The 21,983-nt window shown below is 68.6% G+C and carries 22 protein-coding genes; 12 read left to right on the forward strand and 10 right to left on the reverse strand.

Going from position 1 to position 21,983, the window contains the following annotated elements:
* Position 1: 1 nt before the first annotated feature.
* On the reverse strand, positions 2-985 hold the full coding sequence (locus ACSZL9_RS11355) for an N-acetylglucosamine kinase (protein ID WP_446665603.1): 984 nt from the start codon (positions 983-985) through the stop codon (positions 2-4).
* Between the two features lie 121 nt (positions 986-1,106).
* Between ACSZL9_RS11355 and hemW the strand changes: the two genes are divergently transcribed.
* Positions 1,107-2,339 (forward strand): radical SAM family heme chaperone HemW, encoded by a 1,233-nt coding sequence (gene hemW / locus ACSZL9_RS11360; RefSeq protein ID WP_446665604.1) that lies wholly within the window; start codon positions 1,107-1,109, stop codon positions 2,337-2,339.
* On the opposite strand, the gene ACSZL9_RS11365 is transcribed toward hemW, so the two are convergent.
* Complete coding sequence (locus ACSZL9_RS11365) at positions 2,333-3,352, reverse strand: RNA polymerase subunit sigma-70 (protein ID WP_446665605.1); 1,020 nt, start codon at positions 3,350-3,352, stop codon at positions 2,333-2,335. The genes hemW and ACSZL9_RS11365 overlap by 7 nt on opposite strands.
* A gap of 86 nt (positions 3,353-3,438) precedes the next feature.
* Between ACSZL9_RS11365 and ACSZL9_RS11370 the strand changes: the two genes are divergently transcribed.
* Complete coding sequence (locus ACSZL9_RS11370; protein WP_446665606.1) at positions 3,439-3,984, forward strand: DinB family protein; 546 nt, start codon at positions 3,439-3,441, stop codon at positions 3,982-3,984.
* 43 nt (positions 3,985-4,027) lie between these two features.
* Positions 4,028-4,528: a DinB family protein gene (locus tag ACSZL9_RS11375; RefSeq protein WP_446665607.1), complete on the forward strand. Its 501-nt coding sequence runs from the start codon at positions 4,028-4,030 to the stop codon at positions 4,526-4,528.
* Positions 4,529-4,591: 63 nt separating this feature from the next.
* Here the strand turns inward: ACSZL9_RS11375 and ACSZL9_RS11380 are convergent, their stop codons facing one another.
* On the reverse strand, positions 4,592-5,239 hold the full coding sequence (locus tag ACSZL9_RS11380) for an FMN-dependent NADH-azoreductase (protein ID WP_446665608.1): 648 nt from the start codon (positions 5,237-5,239) through the stop codon (positions 4,592-4,594).
* Positions 5,240-5,377: 138 nt separating this feature from the next.
* On the opposite strand from ACSZL9_RS11380, the gene ACSZL9_RS11385 reads away from it, so the two are divergent.
* Positions 5,378-5,800, forward strand: a complete 423-nt coding sequence (locus ACSZL9_RS11385) for a winged helix-turn-helix transcriptional regulator (RefSeq protein WP_446665609.1) — start codon at positions 5,378-5,380, stop codon at positions 5,798-5,800.
* Positions 5,801-6,064: 264 nt separating this feature from the next.
* Here ACSZL9_RS11385 and nadC read toward each other — a convergent pair whose 3' ends face one another.
* The 5 genes from nadC to ACSZL9_RS11410 form a co-directional block, all read right to left on the reverse strand.
* Positions 6,065-6,943: a carboxylating nicotinate-nucleotide diphosphorylase gene (gene nadC / locus ACSZL9_RS11390; RefSeq protein ID WP_446665610.1), complete on the reverse strand. Its 879-nt coding sequence runs from the start codon at positions 6,941-6,943 to the stop codon at positions 6,065-6,067.
* Positions 6,940-8,388 carry an L-aspartate oxidase gene (locus ACSZL9_RS11395; RefSeq protein ID WP_446665611.1) on the reverse strand — a complete coding sequence of 483 codons (1,449 nt, stop codon included), beginning with the start codon at positions 8,386-8,388 and terminating at the stop codon, positions 6,940-6,942. The genes nadC and ACSZL9_RS11395 overlap by 4 nt, the downstream gene beginning before the upstream one ends.
* On the reverse strand, positions 8,388-9,374 hold the full coding sequence (gene nadA, locus ACSZL9_RS11400; RefSeq protein WP_446665612.1) for a quinolinate synthase NadA: 987 nt from the start codon (positions 9,372-9,374) through the stop codon (positions 8,388-8,390). The genes ACSZL9_RS11395 and nadA overlap by 1 nt, the downstream gene beginning before the upstream one ends.
* A 138-nt stretch (positions 9,375-9,512) precedes the next feature.
* Positions 9,513-10,442: an NUDIX hydrolase gene (locus ACSZL9_RS11405; RefSeq protein WP_446665613.1), complete on the reverse strand. Its 930-nt coding sequence runs from the start codon at positions 10,440-10,442 to the stop codon at positions 9,513-9,515.
* 89 nt (positions 10,443-10,531) lie between these two features.
* On the reverse strand, positions 10,532-11,410 hold the full coding sequence (locus ACSZL9_RS11410; protein ID WP_446665614.1) for a DUF3097 domain-containing protein: 879 nt from the start codon (positions 11,408-11,410) through the stop codon (positions 10,532-10,534).
* A gap of 185 nt (positions 11,411-11,595) precedes the next feature.
* Between ACSZL9_RS11410 and hrcA the strand changes: the two genes are divergently transcribed.
* From hrcA to ACSZL9_RS11425, 3 genes are read left to right on the forward strand one after another with little or no spacing between them, the layout of a single operon-like run.
* Entirely contained in the window at positions 11,596-12,621 is a 1,026-nt protein-coding gene (gene hrcA, locus ACSZL9_RS11415) for a heat-inducible transcriptional repressor HrcA (protein WP_446665615.1), read from the forward strand.
* Positions 12,622-12,645: 24 nt separating this feature from the next.
* Positions 12,646-13,773 carry a molecular chaperone DnaJ gene (gene dnaJ / locus ACSZL9_RS11420; protein ID WP_446665616.1) on the forward strand — a complete coding sequence of 376 codons (1,128 nt, stop codon included), beginning with the start codon at positions 12,646-12,648 and terminating at the stop codon, positions 13,771-13,773.
* A gap of 12 nt (positions 13,774-13,785) precedes the next feature.
* A complete protein-coding gene (locus tag ACSZL9_RS11425) occupies positions 13,786-14,523 on the forward strand; it encodes a 16S rRNA (uracil(1498)-N(3))-methyltransferase (protein ID WP_446665617.1) in 738 nt (245 codons plus the stop codon).
* Positions 14,524-14,534: 11 nt separating this feature from the next.
* On the opposite strand, the gene ACSZL9_RS11430 is transcribed toward ACSZL9_RS11425, so the two are convergent.
* On the reverse strand, positions 14,535-15,299 hold the full coding sequence (locus ACSZL9_RS11430) for an ArsR/SmtB family transcription factor (RefSeq protein WP_446665618.1): 765 nt from the start codon (positions 15,297-15,299) through the stop codon (positions 14,535-14,537).
* Positions 15,300-15,402: 103 nt separating this feature from the next.
* Between ACSZL9_RS11430 and ACSZL9_RS11435 the strand changes: the two genes are divergently transcribed.
* The 3 genes from ACSZL9_RS11435 to ACSZL9_RS11445 all read left to right on the forward strand — a co-directional run bounded on the left by ACSZL9_RS11435 (position 15,403) and on the right by ACSZL9_RS11445 (position 19,651).
* Entirely contained in the window at positions 15,403-16,776 is a 1,374-nt protein-coding gene (locus ACSZL9_RS11435; RefSeq protein ID WP_446665619.1) for an MFS transporter, read from the forward strand.
* Positions 16,777-17,363: 587 nt separating this feature from the next.
* The gene (locus ACSZL9_RS11440; protein WP_446665620.1) at positions 17,364-18,770 is read left to right on the forward strand and encodes a DUF222 domain-containing protein; all 1,407 of its coding nucleotides are present in this window, start codon (positions 17,364-17,366) and stop codon (positions 18,768-18,770) included.
* Positions 18,771-18,865: 95 nt separating this feature from the next.
* Entirely contained in the window at positions 18,866-19,651 is a 786-nt protein-coding gene (locus tag ACSZL9_RS11445; protein WP_446665621.1) for a class I SAM-dependent methyltransferase, read from the forward strand.
* Positions 19,652-19,847: 196 nt separating this feature from the next.
* Here the strand turns inward: ACSZL9_RS11445 and ACSZL9_RS11450 are convergent, their stop codons facing one another.
* The gene (locus tag ACSZL9_RS11450) at positions 19,848-20,204 is read right to left on the reverse strand and encodes a hypothetical protein (RefSeq protein ID WP_446665622.1); all 357 of its coding nucleotides are present in this window, start codon (positions 20,202-20,204) and stop codon (positions 19,848-19,850) included.
* A gap of 176 nt (positions 20,205-20,380) precedes the next feature.
* On the opposite strand from ACSZL9_RS11450, the gene ACSZL9_RS11455 reads away from it, so the two are divergent.
* Both ACSZL9_RS11455 and ybeY read left to right on the forward strand, forming a co-directional pair.
* The gene (locus ACSZL9_RS11455; RefSeq protein WP_446665623.1) at positions 20,381-21,484 is read left to right on the forward strand and encodes a PhoH family protein; all 1,104 of its coding nucleotides are present in this window, start codon (positions 20,381-20,383) and stop codon (positions 21,482-21,484) included.
* Positions 21,481-21,978, forward strand: coding sequence for an rRNA maturation RNase YbeY (ybeY, locus tag ACSZL9_RS11460; protein ID WP_446665624.1), 498 nt, complete (start codon positions 21,481-21,483; stop codon positions 21,976-21,978). Before ACSZL9_RS11455 ends, ybeY begins: the two co-directional genes overlap by 4 nt.
* The last annotated feature ends 5 nt before the right edge of the window (positions 21,979-21,983 follow it).

Genomic DNA, 21,983 nt, shown 5'->3' on the forward strand with positions numbered 1-21,983 from the left:
GTCAGTTGCGAGACCGTATGACGGACAACGACTTCCGGGCCTGACCATGGAGCGCGGCATCGACCTCGACGCCGGCGACGCGCAGATTCATGACGACGGCCCCGAGGGTGCCGTCGGGGACCGGCAGGATGTCCCCGGTCCAGCCGCCGTCGCGCAGCAGTTGCGCGACGTCCGCCCGCAGCCCGTCCTGGTGGAAGAGGATGCTGCCGCCGACGATGAGCGGTGCGTCGTCACTCGGAGCATGCAGCGCGAGGACAGTCTCGGCCAGGCCCTCCGCGGCACCGGCGATGATCTCTCCGGCGACCAGGTCGGAGTCGGCGAACTCGAAGGCGAGCGGCGCGAATCGGGCGATGCCGGGCGTCGGGATCGCATAGAGGATTGAGACGAGCTGATCGAGGAGGACGTCCTTGCCGGCTGACCGGCCGCCGGTCACGCCCGCCGCGTGCAGGAGCGCGTCGGTCAACGCTGTGCGGGGGCCTCGCGCATCCAGGTCGGCGGTGACCGCACGCACGACGCGGTGCGCTATCCAGTAGCCGGAACCCACATCACCCAGCAGCCACCCGCGTCCATCGCTGCGGGCCTTCGTCACGCCGTCCTGCACGACGATGGCGGCGGCACCGGTGCCCGACACGAGCGCGGCACCGTCGAGCTGCGGCGTGCCGGTGAAGAACATCGCCTCCAGGTCGCTGCCGATCCGCAAGGGCGCGCTGACGCCGAGCTGCTGCAGTCCTCGCTCGACGCCGGTCAGTCCGACGGCGGAGCCTGCCATGGCGGCGAGCGCGCAGTCGACGTCCCCGGGCTGGGCACCGGCCTGCTGCAAGGCGTCGTCCGCAGCTGAACGCATCACGTTGGCAACGCTTTCCACGCCTGATGCCGTCGGGTTGCCACCGCCGGCGACGGCATACCCCGTGCACGCGCCATCGCTGTCGTGGACCAGGGCGCGCGTCGAGGTGCCGCCGGCGTCGATCGTGAGGAAGAGCGTCATGGGTCCATTCAACTCGCTTGCTCGAAATGCCGTCACAGGTACTCGGGGTCCCCGCGAAGTATCGGAGGAGCGAAGCGGGGGAGAACTTCGTGGGGTGAGTCCGCCGACCTACGATTGTGCGGTGCCTTCAGCCCTGCCCGACGGAGAACCCGTCCCGTCCGACGGTGCGCTGCCCCGATCGGCGACGGAAGGGATCGCGGACCGTCAGCTCGGCGTCTACCTGCACGTGCCGTTCTGCTCAGTGCGGTGCGGCTATTGCGATTTCAACACGTACACGATCGGCGAGCTCGGCGGTCACGGCGCGGGGGTCTCGACATACGCGGACGCGGCCTCGGCCGAGCTGCGACTGGCGCGACAGGTGCTCGGTGAGGCGGCTCCGGCGGTGAGCACCGTCTTCGTGGGCGGAGGCACACCGACGATGCTTCGCGCCGGGGACCTGGCGCGGATGCTGGGCGAGGTGCGCGCCGGGTTCGGACTGGCACCGGGCGCCGAGGTGACGACCGAGGCCAACCCGGACACCGTGGATGCGGCGGTGGCGCAGACGCTGGCGAAGGGCGGTTTCGGACGGGTCAGCCTCGGGATGCAGTCGGCTGTGCCGCACGTGCTCGCGACGCTCGAGCGGACCCACGACCCGGCCAACGTCGGCGCGGCGGTGCGTGCTGTGCGCGAGGCCGGCATGCAGGTCAGCCTCGACCTCATCTACGGGACGCCGGGGGAGAGCACCGATGACTGGCGCCGCAGCCTGGAGGCGGCGGTCGAGTTGGAGCCGGACCACATCAGCGCCTATGCACTGGTGGTCGAGGAGGGCACCAAGCTCGCGGCTCAGGTGCGGCGCGGCGTCGTGCAGATGCCCGAGGACGACGACGAGGCGGCGAAGTATGAGATCGCCGAATCCGTCCTGTCAGCAGCGGGATTCGAGTGGTACGAGATCAGCAACTGGGCGCGTCGACCGGACGCGCGGTGCCGGCACAACGAGTCGTACTGGCGCGGCGACGACTGGTGGGGTGTCGGCCCGGGTGCGCACAGTCACGTCGGCGGGGTGCGCTGGTGGAACGTCAAGCACCCGTCGCCATACGCGGACCGGGTGATGGCGGGGTCGTCGCCGGGCGCCGGCCGCGAGATCCTCACCCCTGAGCAGCGGTATGACGAGCAGGTGCTGCTCGGGGTGCGGCTGTCCGACGGACTGGCGTTGGCCGTGCTCGACGAGAGCGGCCGCCGCGCCGTCGCGGGCCTGATCGCCGACGGGCTGCTGGAGGGGCCGGCTGCGGTCCGCCGTGATGCCCCGGTGGCCCGACTGACGCTGCGTGGCCGGCTGCTCGCCGACACGGTGGTGCGGCGGCTGCTCGGCTACTGACCGATCGGTGGCAACTCGGTCGGCAGGCCGAGTGCGGTGAAGTGCTGCACCCCGAGGAAGGACGTGATGGCCGACACCCGGGTCTCGCGCAGGGTCAGGACCGTGATGGCCCACGCTCCATGGGCGGGTGCACGGTCCGGGCGCAGGTAGCACGCGACGGCGGGTTGGGCGTTGACGCTCGTCGGCAGCGTCCGCCAGCTGCCGCAGTTGCCCATCGGGACCTGCGCGGCGAAGTCGCCGACCGCGCCCAGCCCGGCATACCAGTGGGGCATCGGCGGCATCGCCCAGGTGACGTCCTCGGTGACGAGCTGGATGAGAGCGTCGGTGTCGCGGGACTCCAACGCCATGGTGAAACGCTCGACGATCGATCCGAGCTGCCGGTCACCGATCGCACGCGCGGTGGCCTGTTGCGACCGGTCGGGCACGCTGCGTGTGACCGTCGCCCGTGCCCGCTGCAGCGTGCTGTTCACGGCGGGCGTCGTCGTGTCCATCATCGTCGCGATCTCCTCGGCCGAGAAGCCGAGCACGTCGAAGAGCAGCAGCGCGGCGCGCTGGTTCCCGGGCAGGTGCTGAAGCGCTGCGACGAAGGCCAGCTCGACCGCTTCGCGCTGTTCGTAGCGTGCCGCGGGCGACGTCGCACCGTGCGGCGCCTCGCCGACATACGGACCGAGCCAGGAGATCTCGGTGCTCGGCGCATCGTCGACGACCGCGCGGGCGCTCGACGGACCGAGATCGATCGGCATCGCCCGTCGGCCCCTTGCCCGGGCGAGGTCGATGCACGAACGGGTGACCACCGTGTAGAGCCAGGTGCGCAGGGTGCTGCGGCCCTCGAAGTCGCCGAGCCGTCGCCATACCTTCACCAGGGCGTCCTGCAGTGCGTCGTCGGCGTCGTGGGAGGCGGCCAGCATCCGGTAGCAGTGTGCGTGGAGTTCCGGCAGCAGCGGCCGCAGGAGGCGGTCGTATGCCGCGTGGTCGCCCTGTTGGGCCAGCAGCAGGTCGTTGTCAGTGCTCACCCGATGAGTATGGCGCGAACGCGACGTCTCACCTCATGTCGGAACACGAACGGTCGCGGCACGCGGCCCACAGAAGGAGCTGAACCATGAACACGAACACAACTGTCGAGGTGAGTGCGGACGTCGAGAAGGCGACCCTGACGGCATACCTGCGCGAGCAGCGTGCGGCGGTGCTCGCAATCGTGGACGGCCTGGACGAGACTGCGCTCCGGACGCCGGTGGTGCCGTCGGGGTGGACGCCGATCGGGCTGATCTGGCATCTCGGCGGTGCCGAGATGTACTGGTTCCAGATCGTGTTGGCCGGGCGGGTGCCGGAGCACGATGGTGCTGACGAGGGGGAGGACCAGGGCGAGCCGGCGGACCGAGAGGTGTCGCAGGGATTCCGTGTCGACGACCCGATTGCCGAGGTGCTCGAGGCCTACCGTGCGCAGTGCCGGCTGTCGGACCAGTTCCTCGCGGCGGTCTCACTCGATGACGCTCCGAGCGGTTCGTTCATGCCGGAGCATGTCGAACTCGCCAAGAGCGCGCGGACCATCGTGCTGCACATGATCGAGGAGACTGCTCGGCATGCCGGCCATCTGGACATCGCGCGCGAACTCCTCGACGGACGCACCGGACTCGGCCCGCGGTAACGGACGACACCCGATGGACACACCGATGGATACGGAGCACGACATGACCGACACGAGCCTGAAGGCCACCACCCTTGCCGGACTGCAGAGTGCGCGGGCGCACGTGCTCGACACGGTCGACGGACTCGCAGCGGCGGACCTGCACCGAGCCATGCTGCCCAGCGGATGGAGCATGCTCGGCCTCGTGAATCACCTGACCGTGGACGTGGAACGCCTGTGGTTCAACGCCGTGACGGCCGCCGACCCGGCAGCGATCGCGACGTTCGACACCCCGTCGAACGCCTGGCACGTCCCACCGGACACCGAGCCGGAGGTCGTGCTTGCGGCATACCGCGACGAATGCGCGAGGGCGGACCGCGCCCTTGCGGACGCGGCGCTCGACGCGCCACCCACCTGGTGGCCGAGAGAACTGTTCGGCGAGTGGCGGATGGCGACCGTCGGTGAGGTGGTGCTGCACGCCATCGTCGAAACCGCCTCGCACGCGGGACATCTGGACGCCGCCCGCGAACTCATCGACGGCCACCAGTGGCTGGTCCTCGACTGATGTCGCGTCCGGGCGGCCGACTGCTTGCCGACACCGTGATGCGCCGGCTGCTCGGCTGGTGACTCAGGCAACCGTCCTGCGGTCGGTGAACGAGCCGGCAAGCCGTCGGGCGAGCTCGTGGGCATCCGCCATCGACGCCTCGTGTTTCGGCAGCAGCTCGGCGAGGGCAGGTGTGTGCGGTGCCATCGTCAGCTCAGGCACGACGCTCGTGACGTCGAGCCCGAGCATCTCCTCGCGACCCAGCAGTGCCTCGACGGTCGGGATCACGTAGTCGAGCCCGTGCCGGGGCGAGCCGGGGCTGTAACCACCCCCGCGCGCCGAGATCACGGCGGCCGGACGACCGGCGGCAGGGGACGGGCCTTCCATGGTCATCGTGCGGCCGAAGACCATGATCTGGTCGAGCCACGCCTTGAACACCGACGGCATTGTCAGGTTGTACATCGGCACCGTGAAGAGATAGGCGCCGGCGCCCAGGAACTCATCGATCAGGGTGTCCTGCACGAACGCCGCGGTGGCCTCGTCGTCCCTGCGTGCGGCGGCGTCGGTGTCACGCGCGGCGATGCCGGCCGCGGTGAGGTGCGGCACCGGCATGGCCGCGAGGTCGCGATGCACGACGGCGCCGTCCCACACGTTCAGGAACGACTGGGCGACCTGCCGGGAGACGGATGCGGTGCCGGCTGCGGAGGAGTCGATGTGGAGTAGGTAGCTCATGCTGAAATTCCTTTCGGGAGAATGGATTTGCACGTGCGCTCCGAGGATTCGGGGCAGTCTGTGGTTGGTGGAGATGTGATTCACCGGTGGACGTTGCATACTGAGGATGCGGTTACAGACCGGATGAGAGGTTTTGAGATGGCGTCAGCGCGGCAGTTGCAAGGTCCGTGTCAGACCTGGCCGGAGGACAGCGCCTTCATCCGGGAGGTGCTCGATCGGATCGGTGACAAATGGACCGTCCTGATCGTCAGCACGTTGCGTTCGGGCCCGCTGCGGTACACCGATCTGCAGGCGAGTATTCCGGGCATCTCCCAGCGGATGCTGACCCAGACGCTCAAGCAGCTCGAGCGTGACGGCGTCCTCACCCGGACGGCATACGCGGAGGTCCCGCCACGGGTCGAGTACGACCTGACCAAGTTGGGCCGCTCGCTGATGGATGCGGTGATGTCGCTTGCCGCGTGGGCGGCGGCGCATCACGACGAGATCGCGACCAACCGGGCGGCCAGCGAACGTCTCGGCGTCGGCAGGCGGCGGGCGGCCGCTGACGCTGGTGTGCGCTGACTCGTCGGCGATGCGGCGCTGGATCGCATGCGCCGGCGGGTGGCGTTCGCGGCGTGGAAGGCGTTCGCGTGTCGAGTGATCGACCATGTCTTCGTCCTTCCCTCACTGCTGGTGCGTAACACCATCATGAGTGGGTATCGGACGGCTTACAAAAGGCACTTTCAAGTGCGTCGGCCGTGCGCGTCTGGCGGCCGCCTGCACCGTTGACGGCCGAATTCGGCGGGCAACAGTGAAGGCGACCGTCAGTGTCGTCGAGCGGGTGGATCAGACCTGCAGGTCGAGGCCGAAGTCGTGGCACGTCACGCTGTGCGTGAGAGCACCGACCGAGATCGCGTCGGCGCCGGCGCGGGCGAGCTCCTGCACCGTCTCCTCGTTGACCCCGCCGGAGACCTCCGCGATGAGCGGCGCCGGGTGACGGCGGATGTGCGCGACGCCGGTCGCGACCTGCCAGGCCTCCATGTTGTCCAGCAGCACGGCGTGCACGACAGGTGCCTGCCCGCTGCCGACGCGCTCGGCGTCGAAGGCCAGCACGGTGTCGAGTTGCTCGATGGTGTCGACCTCGATCTCGACCCGGACCAGATGCCCGCTGTTCGCGGCGAGGCGCTCGAGCACGGGCAGGAGTCCGCCGCCCAGGCCGACGTGGTTGTCCTTGACGAGGACGGCGTCATACAGCCCGAATCGGTGGTTGGTGCCGCCGCCGTCAAGCACGGCGCGCTTCTCCAGCTCACGCAGGCCGGGCGTCGTCTTGCGGGTGTCGACGATGCGTGCCTTCGTGCCGTCCACCAGGGCGACGAAAACGCTGGTGCGAGAGGCGATTCCGGTCAGGCGACCGAGGAGGTTGAGAGCTGTGCGCTCGGCGGTCAGGATCGAGCGCGCAGACCCGCTGACCGTGGCGACGAGATCCTCGGGCGCGAGCTTGTCTCCCGCGTGCCTGGCCCAGTCGACCTGCAGTGCCGGGTCGACCGCCGCGAAGACCGCGGTTGCAGCTTCGGCACCGGACAGCACACCCTCCTCGCGGCTGACGATGTATGCCGTCCCGGCCGCGTCGCCGGGCACGGTGAGCCGCGTGGTGAGGTCGCCGCCCAGGCCGAGGTCCTCGGCCAGTGCGGTTCGAACGACTCGGTCCAGTTCTGGCGTGGTCACGCGGGTGCTCCTTGAGGTGTGGGGCCGACTGTCGCTGCCGGGTCGTCGGTGCGGCGGTGTGCGCCGACACTGTGCGGATGCGCCAGCGCGGACCGGGCGATGAGCCAGGCGACATACGCGACATCGTCACCGGTGTGCGGTGCCAATGCGTCGACAGCGTCCTGCAAGCTCTGCCCGTCACGCAACACACCACACGCCGAGCCCAGTATGTCGCGCACGACCTGCACCGGGATGGACGTGTTGCCTCGCGGCAGCAATGTCGTCGGATCTGCTTGCGGGACAGTGGTGTTCCACGAAGTGCCGGCTTGCGCACACATGTCCGCAGCTGCTGCGCGGCCTGTGACGACTGCCTCGAGCAGGGAGTTGGACGCCAGCCGATTGGCGCCGTGCAGACCGGTGCGGGAGACCTCGCCGATCGCCCACAGACCGGGCACTGTGGTCCGGCTGCGGTCGTCGACGGTCACGCCACCCATCGAGTAGTGCAGGGCGGGGCACACCGGCAGCAGGTCCGCTGCGATGTCCAGCCCCGATGCTGCTGCGAGGTCGGCGACGGCAGGGAATCTCCTTGTGACGTCATCGATTTCGCGGGTATCCAGCCGAACGGTCCGGCCGGCGGAGAGCTGCTCCCAGACGGCCGCGGCGACGACGTCGCGCGGCTGCAGCTCGTCGACGAACCGGACCCCGTCGGCGAGCAGAGTTGCGCCCGCGCCCCGAAGAGCCTCTGTCAGCAGGGGTTTCGGGTCGCGTGCGACATCGAGCGCGGTCGGATGGAACTGCACCAGGTGCAGGTCATCGGTCCGGGCTCCGACGCGTGCTGCCAGCGCCACTCCCTGACCGAGTGCGGTGGTCGGGTTGGTCGTGTGCGCCCACAGACCGCCGAGACCGCCGGTGGCGAGCACGACGCGCTGCGTCGCGATGGTCTCGTCGGCACCATCGGCATTGCGCACGACGACGCCACTGACTGCACCCTCATCGTCGGTGAGAACCTCGACGACAGAGTGGTTTTCGCGGACATCGACGGTGGGGGAGTGCAGCACCGCGGACGCCATACAGGCGGTGACGGCGGCGCCGCTGTGGTCCCCGGCGTGAGCCACGCGCGGGCGGCTGTGGCCGCCTTCGAGGGCGAGGTCGAGGTGGCCGTCCGGGGTTCGGTCGAAGGGGACTTCGAGCTCGGTCAGCAGCCGGATGACGTCGGGGGCGTCGGTCGTGATGCGGTCGATGACGGCGCGGTCTCCGGCGAATGCTCCCGCGCGCCAGGTGTCGTCCGCGTGGGACGCGGGTGAGTCGTCCGCAGCCACGGCCGCGGCGATGCCGCCCTGGGCCCACATGCTCGCGGCGCCGGCGGTGAGCGACCCGGCGGTCACCAGCACGCACGGCTCGGTCGCGGCCCAGGCGCAGGTGAGTCCGGCGAGCCCGGAGCCGACGATGACGATGGGGTTCGTCATCACTTCACCGCCAACATGTTGTCTATGGCGCGCCGGGCGGGCACGGCGAGAGCCGGATCGACATCGATCTCGGGGCCGCCGGTCTCCAACGCTTTTCGTATGGCGCCCAACGTGTTTCGCTTCATGTGCGGGCACAGGTTGCACGGCCGCACGAACTCCAGATCGGGGTGTTGCGCGGCGATGTTGTCGCTCATCGAGCACTCCGTGATGAGCGCGACGCTGGCCGGGTGCTCGTCCTCGACATACCGCTGCATGTCGGCGGTGGATCCGGCGAAGTCGGCCTCGGCGACGACCTCCGGCGGGCACTCGGGGTGGGCCAGCACGGTGACGCCCGGGTGACCCTCGCGGATCTGCACGATGTCCAGTGGGCTGAACCGCTCGTGCACCTCGCAGGAGCCGGGGTGCGTGACGACCTCGACACCGGTCTGCGCGGCGATGTTCCGTGCCAGGTATTGGTCGGGGATCATGATGACCTTGTCGACGCCGAGCGACTGGATGATCTTGACCGCGTTGCCCGACGTGCAGCAGATGTCGCTGGCGGCCTTCACTGCGGCCGACGTGTTGACGTAGGTCACGACCGGAGCACCGGGGTGCTCCTTGCGCAGCTGCGCAATGTCTTGCGGCGTAATGCTTTCCGCAAGGGAGCACCCGGACCGCAGGTCGGGGAGCAGCACGCGCTTGGTGGGGTTGAGCAGCTTGGCGGTCTCCGCCATGAAGTGCACACCGGCAAGCACGATGGTGCCGGCATCGACCTTCTCGGCCTCGCGAGCGAGCGCGAGTGAGTCACCCTTGATGTCGGCCACGCCGTGGAAGACCTCCGGCGTCATGTAGTTGTGCGCCAGGATGACCGCGTCCTGCTCGCGCTTGAGCCGCTGGATGGCCTCGATGTCCTCGGCATACATCGCCCACTCGACCTCGGGGATGACGTGCCGGACCTGCTCGTATGCCGCCTCGTGGTCGTATTCCTGCAGCTCGCTGATGCTCACCATCGACTCCTCAGAATGGGTTAATGCTCACGATGAGTAAATGCTGAAAGTGAGCATAACACCGGAAATGGGGTGGTCCGGCACGCGGTGTGTCCCGAAGTGCCGACGGTCGGTATGTCGGACGGTCGAGCGAGCGGTCTATCGCGGCAACGGCAACTTGGTGCCGACCTGGGCGCGCTCCTCACGCACCGAGCCGCGGAAGCGGTAGAGCTTCGCCGGACGGCCACCGGTCTCGTGGGAGACCTCACCGGTCGGCTCCACGAGCTCGTGCTGAACCTCGACCGCGCGGCGGAAATTCTGTTTGTGGACGTGTTGTCCGGCAATCGCCTCGACGGTCTCCTGCAGGGTCAGCAGGGTGAAGGTCGCGGCCATCAACTCGAAGATGACCGGGCGGTATTGCAGCTTCGCCCGAATGCGGGACAAGCCGGTCGCCAGGATGCGTCGATGGTCGTGCGTCATCGGACCCGCGGTGAGCGCGGAAATCCTTCCGGCAGAGGGGGATTCGGCGACCATGCCAGCTTCCCACAACAGCTCGTAGCGCTGCAGAGCGAGATCGGGTCGCCAGGGTCGGCCGTCATACCCGAAGAGGAAGCGACAGCGCTCAAGTTGCTCCGGGGAGCCGTCGGACCAGCGGCGCAGGGCGCGCTCGAGTTCTTCGCCGAGCCGGTCGGCTCGGGCGCCGCCGGACCCCTCGCCGAGGCGGTCGCTGCCGGAGTCGGCGAGGTGCCGGCGGTCCTCCCAGGGCAGCAGGTCGTAGAGCGCCGACCAGTCGGTCGGGCGCACACTGCCGGTGATCGTGGCGCGGGCCAGCCCGAGGTACGAGATCGACACCATCCGGCGGCCGTTGCTGGACCGGTCGAGGTCGGCGAAGGTGTAGAGCTGCTCGACATAGCCGAGGTCGAATCCGCTGCGTTCGCGGGCGAATTCGCGCACGCCGGCCTGGAGTGAGTCTTCCTCAGCGGTCAGCGGTCCGGCGGGGAGCGACGGCGGCTCGCCGGTCGCCAGCACCCAGGGTCGGCCGGCGTCGACGGCGAGCACGACGGCGACCAGCTCGGCCTCGAGCTGCATGCCTTCCGTCGCGCCCGTTCGCTTCGCTGTCGCGCCGGTTCTCTTCGCTGCGGGCCTCACGTCGTTCGTGTCCTCACTCGGCTCGGAACTCAACTGGTCGCGGTGACGAAGTCGATGAGTTCCTCGACGCGGCCGAGGAGTTCGGGCTGAAGGTCGGTGTAGCTGCGGACGGTGCCGAGGATGCGCTGCCAACCCATTGCGACGTCCGCCTGCGTCGCGTGCGCCCACCCGAGTTCGGCGAGTATGCCGTGTTTCCAAGACGTTCCACGCGGTATGACGGGCCACTTCGTCCAGCCCAGCCGCTCCGGCCGGACCGACTGCCAGACGTCGACATACGGGTGACCGAGGACGAGCACGTCCTGCCGCGCCTCGGGTATGGCGAGGGCTTCGCGCACGATGCGCTCCTCCTTCGCACCGGGCACGAGGTGGTCCACCAGCACACCCATGCGACGCTCGGGTGTCGGCGCGAAGTCGCGGATGACCTCGCGCAGGTCGTCGACACCGTTGAGCAACTCCACGACGACGCCCTCGATGCGCAGGTCGGCACCCCAGACCTTCTCGACGAGCTCGGCGTCGTGCTTGCCCTCGACGAAGATCCGCGACCCGCGGGCCACGCGAGCGGGGGCGTCGGCGACAGCACGTGAGCCGCTCGCGGTGCGTGTCGCGGCCTCCCGGGCGGTCTGCAGGGCAGCGGCGTCCGACTTCGAGGTGGCGGCAACCAGCTCGACAGGCTTGCCGTCGATGAGGAAGCCCGGACCCATCGGGAAGGCGCGGCTGCGACCGCGCCGGTCCTCCAGGAGCACCACCCGCATGCCGCCGGACTTCTCCACGGAGATGACGGCGCCGCACCAGCCGGTCTGCACCTCTTCGACGACCAGACCGAGCTCGGCGGGGACCTGTTCGGAGCGCCCCCGTGGCGGTTTGCGCCAGTCGCCGGCGAGAACGTCGGTGCCATATCTGTCCGTCACGTCGTGAAGACTAGTCGGCGTTCGCGGCGAATTATCGGAGGTGAGGAGCCGCGCCATCGCAGATGTCGGGGCGCGGGTCGGGGAAAGGCGATTCGGCCGAGTTGCCGGAGGCAAGTAGACTTGGCACTCGACATACCTGAGTGCCAAGTACCGCGTGCTGACGGCGAGTGACGAAGGAGGGTGACATGAGCGACGACCGCAGGTTGCAGGTGCTGCGCGCCATCGTGCAGGACTACGTGTCGACCTCCGAGCCGGTCGGCTCCAAGGCGCTGCTCGAGCGCCACCAGCTGGGTGTCAGCGCGGCGACCGTGCGCAATGACATGGCCGCGCTCGAGGACGAGGGCCTGATCGCCGCACCCCACACCTCAGCGGGCCGCATCCCAACCGACGCCGGTTATCGCATGTATGTCGACAAGCTCAGCCAGATCAAGCCCCTCTCGCGGGCCGAGCGCAACGCGATCGAGACGTTCCTGGTGCGATCGGTCGACCTGGACGACGTGATCTCCCGCACGGTCCGGCTGCTGTCCACGCTCACCGGGCAGGCGGCCGTCGTCCAATATCCGTCGCTCAACGCCGCGCAGGTGCGCCACGTGGAGCTCGTGCCGCGGTCGGCTGACCGCCTGACCCTCGTGGTGATCCTGTCGACCGGGCAGGTGGACCAGCGGGTCATCGAGCTCGACAGGTCACTCACCGAGGCCGAGGCGGACGAGCTGATCCACCAGTTGCGGTCCGGTCTCAACGACAAGAGCATCGGGTTGCGGCGGGCCGCCGCGGCGGTGCCGTTGCGGCGCTGGTCGGCCGAGCTCGCCGAGGACGCTGTCGATGCCAGGCCGGTCGTGATCGACGCGGTCGCTGCGGCATTCGAGGAGGAGCGCGAGGACCGGGTGGTGCTCGGCGGCACCGCAAACCTCGTCCGTTCCAGCGACTTCGCGATGTCCCTCGGTCCGTTGCTCGACGCCCTCGAGGAACACATGGTGCTGCTGCGGTTGTTGTCCCAGCAGGGCAGCGACCCGACCGACGGCGTCGCAGTCCGCATCGGCACCGAAAACTCCATCAGCGGGTTCGCCGGGACCTCGGTCGTGAGCACGGCATACGACACGGGAAGCCTCGCCAGCCTGGGCGTGCTCGGTCCGACCCGGATGGACTACCCCTCGACCATGGCGGCGGTGCGTGCAGTGGCACGCTACGTCGCCGACATCCTCGACAACTGACCTCGAACTGCTCGAAGGAAATTTGTGAACGACTACTACGGCGACCTGGGGGTCGCACAGAGCGCGAGCCCGGAAGAGATCAAGCGGGCCTACCGCAAGCTGGCGCGCAGGCTGCACCCGGACGTCAACCCGTCCGAGGAGGCCGCCGACCAGTTCAAGAAGATCTCCCAGGCGTATGACGTGCTGGGCGACGCCGAGAAGCGGCGTGCTTACGACATGGGCAACGATCCCTACGCCACTGCGACCGGCGGCGCCGGTTACGGCCAGGGCTTCTCGTTCTCCGACATCATGGACGCGTTCTTCGGCGGCGCGGGCGCTGCGCAGGGCGGTCCGCGCTCGCGCACGCAGCGTGGTCAGGATGCACTCATCGCCGTTGAGATCGACCTGGGCACAGCGGTTTTCGGTGGTGCCGAGGAGCTCACCTTCGACACCGCGGTCTCCTGCTCGGTCTGTGACGGCGAGGGAGCCCGCCCCGGCACCGGCAAGCACACGTGCGACATCTGCCACGGCACCGGACAGGTGCAGGAGGTGCAGCGCTCGTTCCTCGGTCAGGTGATGACCACCCGCCCCTGCCAGGCCTGCCGCGGCTACGGCGAGATCATCGACGACCCGTGCTTCAACTGCTCCGGGGAGGGCCGGATCCGCGACCGGCGCACCATCACCGTCAAGGTGCCGGCAGGAGTCGACACGGGCACCCGCATCCAGCTCAGTGGCGAGGGCGAGGTCGGCCCCGGCGGCGGCCCCGCCGGTGACCTGTATGTCGAGGTGCGGGTGCGCAAGCACTCGACCTTCCAGCGGCGGGGCGACGACCTGCACTGCTCGGTCGAGTTGCCGATGACTGCCGCTGCGCTCGGCACGTCGCTGCCGCTGGACACGTTCGACGGTGCCCGTGACGTCGACATCCCGCAGGGCACTCAGCCGGGTGACGTGATCACGTTGCGCGGCCTCGGGGTGACGCACCTGCGCTCGCAGGTCCGTGGCGACCTGTTGGTGCACGCCAACGTCCGGGTCCCGACGAAGCTGGACCCGCAGCAGGAGGAGCTTCTGCGGCTGCTGGCCAAGGAGCGTGGCGAGGAGCGGCCGGAGGCGCGCTTCAGCCGCGTCGAGAAGGGCCTCTTCGGCAAGCTGCGTGACGCCTTCCAGACCAAGTAGGACACCGCCCCGATGACCGCCCGGCTGTTCTTCGCCGAAGCCGGCGCGTTGGAGTCCTCGCGGCCCGGCGACGTCGTGGCGGTCACCGGGGACGAGGCACGGCACGCCGTGGTCGTGAGCCGGCTGGCCGTGGGGGAGTCCGTGCAGGTCGCGGACGGGTCCGGTCGGGTTGCCGAGGGCGAGATCGTCACCGCTGCCCGTGACGAGCTGGTGGTGCGGATCGCCTCGATCCGCGAATCCGACCGCCCCGCAACACGTTTCGTGCTGATGCAGGCTCTCGCCAAGGGCGGTCGTGATGAGCAGGCGGTCGAAGCTGCGACCGAGCTGGGGGTTGACGGGGTCATCCCCTGGCAGGCCGACCGCAGCATTGTGCAGTGGCGTGGCGAGAAGGCCGCGAAGGCGCACCGCAAGTGGGAGTCGCTCGTGCTGGCCGCGAGCAAGCAGTCCCGCCGGGCGACGGTGCCGCAGGTCGAGCAGTTGGCCACCGGCCGCACCGCATCGGCACGGCTGCAGGAGGCGGATGCTGTCGTCATACTCCATGAGGACGCGGAGGCATCGATCGCCGAATTCGATGCTCCAGCAGGCGAAGTCGTTGTCGTCGTCGGTCCGGAGGGCGGCATCACGCCGGAGGAGCTCGCGGCATTCGAGGATGCCGGTGGCAGCGCCATACGACTCGGGCCGACTGTGCTGCGTGCCTCGAATGCGGGACCGACCGCACTCGCGGTGCTGCTCGCGCGGACGCGCTGGTAGGCGGCCGGCGGTCAGCCGGCGAGTTGTTCGCCGAGTGCGGGAGCCAGGCGGGCGAAGCCTGCCGCGCCGGCCTCGGTGATCGCGAGCTCTCGCGGGCGCGGTCCCGGAGCGATCCATTCGCGGTCGCGTGCCGCCTGCAGGATCGCGGCGCCGAGCGCGCCGGCGAGGTGGTTGCGTTGCTCGGTCCAGTCGAGGCAGAAGCGGAGCGTCGGCCGTGTGAGGGACTCGACATACGCGAGATCGACGCCCCACGAATGCAATTCGGCTGCTGCGTCGGATCCCAGCTTGAAGTGCCCCGGGGCCAGCTGGCTCGACAGTCCGTCGCCCTCGCGACGGCGGGTGTCGGCCACTTCGTCGAGCGGCACGAGGACTCCCGAGTCGATGAGTGCGGCCGTGATCGCGACGCCGAGGCGTCCGGCGAAGTGGTCGTAGCAGGTGCGCGCCGAGCGCAGCCGCTGCATCCGGGTGCCGGCTCGCAGTGAGGTGACCGACGGCAGCGGTGTCATCGCGCTCATCGCCTCGTAGGCGGTCGCGACCTGTTGGTCGGCGAGGTAGTAGAAGCGGTGCCGGCCGCTGACCTCGACCTGCACAATGTGACCGTCGAGCATCTTGCGCAGGTGGCCGCTCGCGGTCGCGGCGCTGATGCCCGCCTCGGCTGCGAGCCTCGACGCCGGCAGCCGACGCCCGTCGATGAGCGCGCCGATCATGCGGGCACGTGCCCGGTCGGCGAAGATTGCGGCGACGTCGGACACGTCCTGGTGCGGGTTCTCGGCCATGTCGCCATTCTCCGCGACAGACGCTTCGGTCGCCACCGAAGTGTGGAGTGCTGTCTGCACGGTTCGGCGTGCACCGAAGGTTTCGGCACCGAGCCTCGAAGGTATGACGACAACCCGCACCATGCCGGCTGATGCCTCGCGACGGACCAAGGGACCTCTCCTGGTGGTTCTGTGCGCGGCGATGTTCCTGGTGTTGCTCGACGTGTCTATCGTGAACGTCGCGTTGCCGAGCATCGACCACGGGTTGGGCGGTGGCACGTCCGGCGCCCAGGCTGTGGTGGACAGCTACACGGTGCCGTTGGCTGCACTGCTGCTGACCGCCGGAACCGTTGCGGACAAATGGGGTTCACGCCGTGCGTTCGTCTCCGGACTGCTGGCTTTCGGCGTCGGATCTCTCGCCTGCGCGGTCGCGCCGAGCTTGCCGGTGCTGGTCGTCGGCCGGGTGGTGCAGGGTGTGGGCGCAGCTGCGATGTTGCCGGCGAGTCTCGCTCTCATCACTGCGATCTGGGTCGACGCGGGGCAGCGGGCACGCGCGATCGCGGTCTGGTCGGGTGTGTCCGGGTCGGCTGTCGCGGTCGGTCCGCTGGTCGGTGGTGCCCTCATCGGGGTGGGCAGCTGGCGGTTGATCTTCCTCCTCAATCTGCCGGTGGTCGTGGCCGCAGTGTTCGGGGCGCGGGCGTTGCCGATGGGACATCGGCGGGAGCATCCGCTGGATTGGTTCGGCGCGCTGTCGTCGACGATGGTGCTCGCGTGTGCGATCGCCGGGCTCATCGAGTTCGGCCGAGCTGGATCGACTTGGACCGCAACACTTTTCGTCGTAGGGGCGGTGATCGGTGTGCTCGCGTTCGTCATCGGTCAGCGGCGTGCAGTTGCGCCGATGGTGCCGCGCGCGTTGTGGCGCAACGGGCCGCTGATGCGGTCGTGCGTCGGTGCGCTCGGGATGAATCTGGTCGGCAACGGGTCGCTGCTGGTGCTCGCATTCCTGCTGCAGGCGGTGCAGGGTCGGGACGCGTTCGCCGCCGGGCTGGCGACGCTGCCGATCTTCGCGCCGCTGACCCTGGTGCCGCTGCTGGGGCGTCGCTGGATGGTGCGAATGCGTCCAGAACTGTTGGTGCGCAGCGGTTTTGCGGTGGGCATCACGGGTCAGGTCATCCTCGCACTCGGCGTATGGCGTGCTCCGCACTCGCTGCTGCCCCTGGTCCCCGGGATGCTGCTCACGGGGGTAGCTCTCGGCATGTTGGTGATGCCGCTGGTCGCCACATCGATGGCGGCAGCGCCGTCATACAGCGGGGTGGTGGGCGGGCTGAACAACGCCGCGCGGCAGATCGGCACGTCGTTCGGGGTGGCGCTGTTCGGAGTGATCGCCGGCTCGGCCAGTGCGCCCGGCGCCGGCTCGCGTATGGCGTGCTGCTTCGTGCTCGGCGCTGGCGTCTGGCTGGTTGCGGGGATGCTGGCCGGCGGCCGGCCGCATCGATGAGGCCGGCGCCGCGCAGCTCGGATCTTCTACCACGGAACGGGGCCCTCGTCGCTCGTGAAGGTGCCGGTCGGACCGTCGGGCCCGATCAGTGCCAGCTCGACTCGACCAGCTTGAGTAAAGCTGGTCGAGTGCCCGGGGGAGCGCAGGCGGGGTCCCTGCGAAGTATTCGGCGGAGCGAAGCGGGGGAGAAACTTCGTGGGGTGCCGGAGCGGCGGAGGGTGTATCGAGACCCAGCACTCGACACACACGAGGTCTCGATACGGCTCGCCCTAGGGGGCTCGCCTACTCGACCACTTGAGTGAGCACGCCTACTCGACCAGCTTGCATTAGGCCGAGCGGATCGCCGCACCAAGGTGGTCGAGTGCCGGAGGAGCGAAGCGGGGGCGGTGTATCGAGACCACGGGCGCTGGCCGAGCCTGTCCGTCGAGCCGGCCGAGCCTGTCGAGGTCCCGCGCATGCTTGCGCCAAGGTCAACGATCTCGGGCAAAGTAGTTAGAAATGTGTTCGATAAAACTCTGGCCATTGACACCGAATCCCGGTATCCTGTAAGTGAGCGGAAACGCTGACAGGGGAAGGGGATTCGCCGCATGAGCCTTGAGCACACGGTGCTGGAAGATGCCCCGCCCGCGGCGCCGGGGCGAGGCCAGGAAGTGCTCGCGATCCTGCAGGCTGCGGCCCACGTGTTGGACGAGGTGCCGGGCGCAGTGCACCAGCTCGGCAACGAGCAAGAAGGCGAACTGGTGACCGCGTTGTTGCGGTTGCACGGTCGGTCCGCGCAGGTCACGACGTTGGTGACGGCGGACGCGGCCGACCGTGGCGCGGTGCGCGAGTCGGACGCGGCGACCACGGCGCAATGGTTGGGCGGTCATGTCGGTGATGGTGTGCCCGTGGAGCCGAAGTCGGTTCGGATGATGGCGGCAGTGGCGGACAAGTGCCGGGACCGGAAGAACACCGTGATCGCGGCGGCGTTGCGCGACGGGTCGTGTTCGGTGGAGTCGGCGCGGACGGCGTTGCATCAGGCGGACAAGGTGGCGCCGGTGATTCCGTCCGCGGACCGTGACGAGGTGTTGGGCTGGTTCCTGCAGATCGATCCGTGTTTGGGTGCGGCGGGGTTGACGTTGTTGACGCGGCGGATCCTGGCCAGGTTTGCGCCGGAGAAGCTGTCGAAGGATGACGAGAAACTCGAACGCACCGAGTCGTTGTCCTGGTCGACCACTGCGACGGGGATGACCCGGTTGGTGGCCGAGTTGTCCCCGGCGAACGCGGCGATCCTCAAAGAAGCGATCAACGCCAAGTCGGCGCCGCGACCTGCGAAACCCACTGACACCACTGGAAATGCCGACGCAACTGCCACGGCTGAGGTGACGGGTGAGGGTGCGGCGTTCGGGCTCCGCTTCGACGACGATGCATCGGCGAACGGTGGTGGGGACTCTCTGAAGGATGAACGGTCCCCGGGGAAGCGTCGGGCGGATGCGTTGATGGAGTTGGTCGGTGTCGGAGCGCGTGCCGCGACCGGGGACGGTGGTGTGCAGGCGAGCGCGGCGACGGTGCTGCTGACGATGGACTTGGAAGCGTTGATCGTGGGTGTCGGCGGTGCCACCACGGCCACGGGTGACACGCTCGATGCCGGCGCAGCCCGCCGGCTGGCGTGCAGTGCGGATCTGATCCCGGCCGTGTTGGGTGGACCGAGCGCACCGCTGGATGTGGGCCGGCGAGAACGCCTGGCGACCAAGGCGATCCGAGCCGCGGCCATCCTGCGCGACCAGGGGTGCACGTTCCCCGGGTGTGATCGGCCGCCGGGTTTCTGCGAGGTGCACCATGTGGTGCCTTGGTGGGCCGGTGGCCACACCTCCCTGGCCGACTCCGCCCTGTTGTGCGGCCGGCACCACCAAACCGTCCACCGACAGGGATACATGGCCGACATACAACCCGACGGCGTTACCTGGGACCTGACACCCGGCCGCATGCCCGGCCATGGATCCACCGCGGCCTGAGCACTTGCAGGCAAACGACCGATCACGTCCCGGGGTCAGTTGCAGACCGGGTAAATGCGGTGCTCGTCGCCGGGAAATCCGGGCACACTGTGCGGATGGCGATGTCCGACATCTACAGCCCGGCGAGCTGGCAGATCTTCGATCGGCTGGACCTCGATCTGGACCCGACCGGTCCGGATGAACTGTTCGAGGTGACTGCCCGGCACGTCAGCGGCGGACATGCGTTGGACGTCGGCTGCCGAGATGCCAGGCATCTCGTTCGATTGGCGCAGCAGTTCGAGTTCTCCGGAGTGGGGATCGATCCTGTGCCGTGGCACATCGATCGCGCGGCGGCAGCGATTGAGGATGCGGGACTCGGCGGCACACTGCGCGCTGAGTTGGACTCCATCGAGTCCTACGAGTCCGCGCCGGAAGCGTTTGACCTGGTGTGGTGTCGCGACGTGATCGAGGTCCTGCCCGACCTCGACCGAGCCGTCTCGCGGATGAGTGACCTGCTGTCACCCGACGGCGTGCTGATCGCATTCACGAACATCTTGAACGGACCACCCGACGCGGACGAGACAGCGGCGATCCACGAGCCACTGGGCAACGTCGTGGCGAACATGGTCGAGACCGGTCTCGAGGCAACCTGGAGCCGGCACGGCCTGACGATCGCCGAGAAGATCGTTGTGGGCACTCGATGGCGCGAATACCTCGAGGAGAGAGACCATCTCGTCTCGCGCGACCTCCTGCGACTCGCACGGCTGAGGCGTCAACGTGACCGAATGATTGCCGAGTATGGCGAGGAGCGTTACAGACTGACCGAGGCCAGCACGCAGTGGGCGACCTATCAATTTCTCGGCCGCTTCGTTCCTGTCATTTACGTCCTGCGGAAGAGTTGAGCGGGGAGGTATCGCCCGGCGATGGGAGATCGTGCTGCCTGCACGGTCCTTTCACGAGTCCGGTCTACCTGCGCATAGCCGCGAGGTGACGTTCGATCGCGTGAGCACGCTCGATGAGACGGCGATTGCGGCAGGTCATCAATTGGACCGACAAGGGAACCACGGGAACCTTCCGACCCCGCCATGAGTCGCGGCTCTACTGCCCGACGATGCTCGCCAGTTCCGGCGGTGAGTATGACGACCCTTTGACAGCCTTCCCGTCCCCGGCAGGGCTCTTGGTCATGTTGGATCGGTGCACTTCGGCAATCGCCGCATCCAGGTCGATCCCGAAGTGCAGCGCGGCGCCGTAGACGGTGTAAGCCCGATCCGCCAGCGCATCGGCGACGCCGACCAGGTCACGGGAATTGACGGCCTCTCGCAGCTCGCGCGCCTCCTCCTCGATGAACTCGCACCGATCCAGATCAGTTGACTTGCCGAGTCGAGGCGACGCGGCGATCGCCGCTCCGACATGGTGATGAAACTCGGCGACCATCTTGCTTGGTGACTCCGGCATGCGCAGCATCCTGGCAAAGACGCGACTGGTGTGCGCGTGCAATCTGGTGGTGACTCAGCTGGTCACGGAAGCGGGGTGTCGTTTCGACCGGGTCAACGAGCCCAGGGGTGACTGGCTTGCCACCGCGAGCAAACGATTCGATCGTGTCGTGCGCCGCCCGTAGAATGGACCGCACGATGACAAGTGATGAGCACGATCCCCAGCCCGGGGCGCTGAAGCGGTCGACCGACGGCCACGAGTCCGACGGTGCCACCGACGGCGTGCCGGGCGACATACATGCCGAGCACACGGTCGAGATCCCGCCCGACGTGTCGATGGTGACGCTGCTCGGGCCGCGTGACGAGCTGCTGCGCACCATCGAGCGGGCGTTCCCCAAGCTGTCGATCCACGTGCGGGGCAATGTCTTCCACCTCGCGGGCAAGCCGGCCGACATGGCGCTGGTCGAGGAGCTGCTCGACGAGCTGCTGACCGTGCTCGACGCGGGCCAGCAGCTCAACCGCGACGCGGTGGAGCGCTCGATCGGCATGCTGCGCAAGCGCACCCGCGAGCGTCCGGCCGATGTGCTGACGATGAACATCGTCAGCAGCCGCGGCCGCACGATCCGTCCGAAGACGCTCGGTCAGAAGGAGTATGTCGACGCGATCGACGCCAACACGATCGTCTTCGGCATCGGCCCGGCCGGCACCGGCAAGACCTACCTTGCGATGGCCAAGGCGGTCGCGGCGCTGCAGGCCAAGCAGGTCAACCGCATCATCCTGACCCGTCCGGCCGTCGAGGCGGGGGAGAAGCTCGGCTTCCTGCCCGGCACCCTCAACGACAAGATCGACCCCTACCTGCGCCCGCTGTATGACGCGCTGCACGACATGGTCGACCCCGACTCCATCCCGCGCCTGATGGCTGCGGGCACCATCGAGGTCGCGCCGCTGGCGTTCATGCGCGGCAGGACCCTGAACGACTCCTTCGTCATCCTCGACGAGGCGCAGAACACCTCCGCCGAGCAGATGAAGATGTTCCTGACCCGGCTCGGTTTCGGCTCCAAGATGGTCGTCACCGGCGACGTCACCCAGGTCGACCTGCCCGGTGGCACCCAGTCGGGGCTCCGGGTGGTCCAGGACATTCTCGGCGACGTCGACGACATCCACTTCTCCCGCCTCACCGCTCACGACGTCGTCCGCCACCGGCTGGTCAGCGCGATCGTCGAGGCGTATGGCGAGTTCGACGCCCGTGGCGGCTCCGCGCGGCCCACACCCGTGGTCCGCGACCGGCGGGGCGGCAAATGAGCATCGACCTGCTCAACGAGACCGACTTCGAGGTCGACCTGCCGGAGTTGCACGAGTGCGCGGTGCACGTGTTGCGCGATCTCAACGTGCACCCCGAGGTCGACCTCTACATCGGCATCATCGACGAGGCCGCGATGGAGGTTTTGCACGTCCAGTGGATGGACCTGCCGGGACCGACCGACGTGATGAGCTTCCCGATGGACGAGCTGCGGCCCGGCAGGGCCGGCGACGAGCCGGTCGAGGGCGTGCTCGGCGACATCGTGCTGTGCCCCACTGTCGCGGCCAAGCAGGCCGCCGAGGCAGGTCATACGACCGCCGAGGAGCTGCTGCTGCTGACCGTCCACGGCCTGTTGCACCTGCTCGGCTTCGATCACGCTGAGCCCGACGAGCGCCGCGAGATGTTCTCGCTGCAACGCACGTTGCTGCTGACCTTCCTGGCGAGCCGTGAGCGCCAGGGTGAGGACGTGCGCATCATTCCGCCGACCGGCGACTGATCGCC

Source organism: Flexivirga sp. B27, assembly GCF_052905685.1.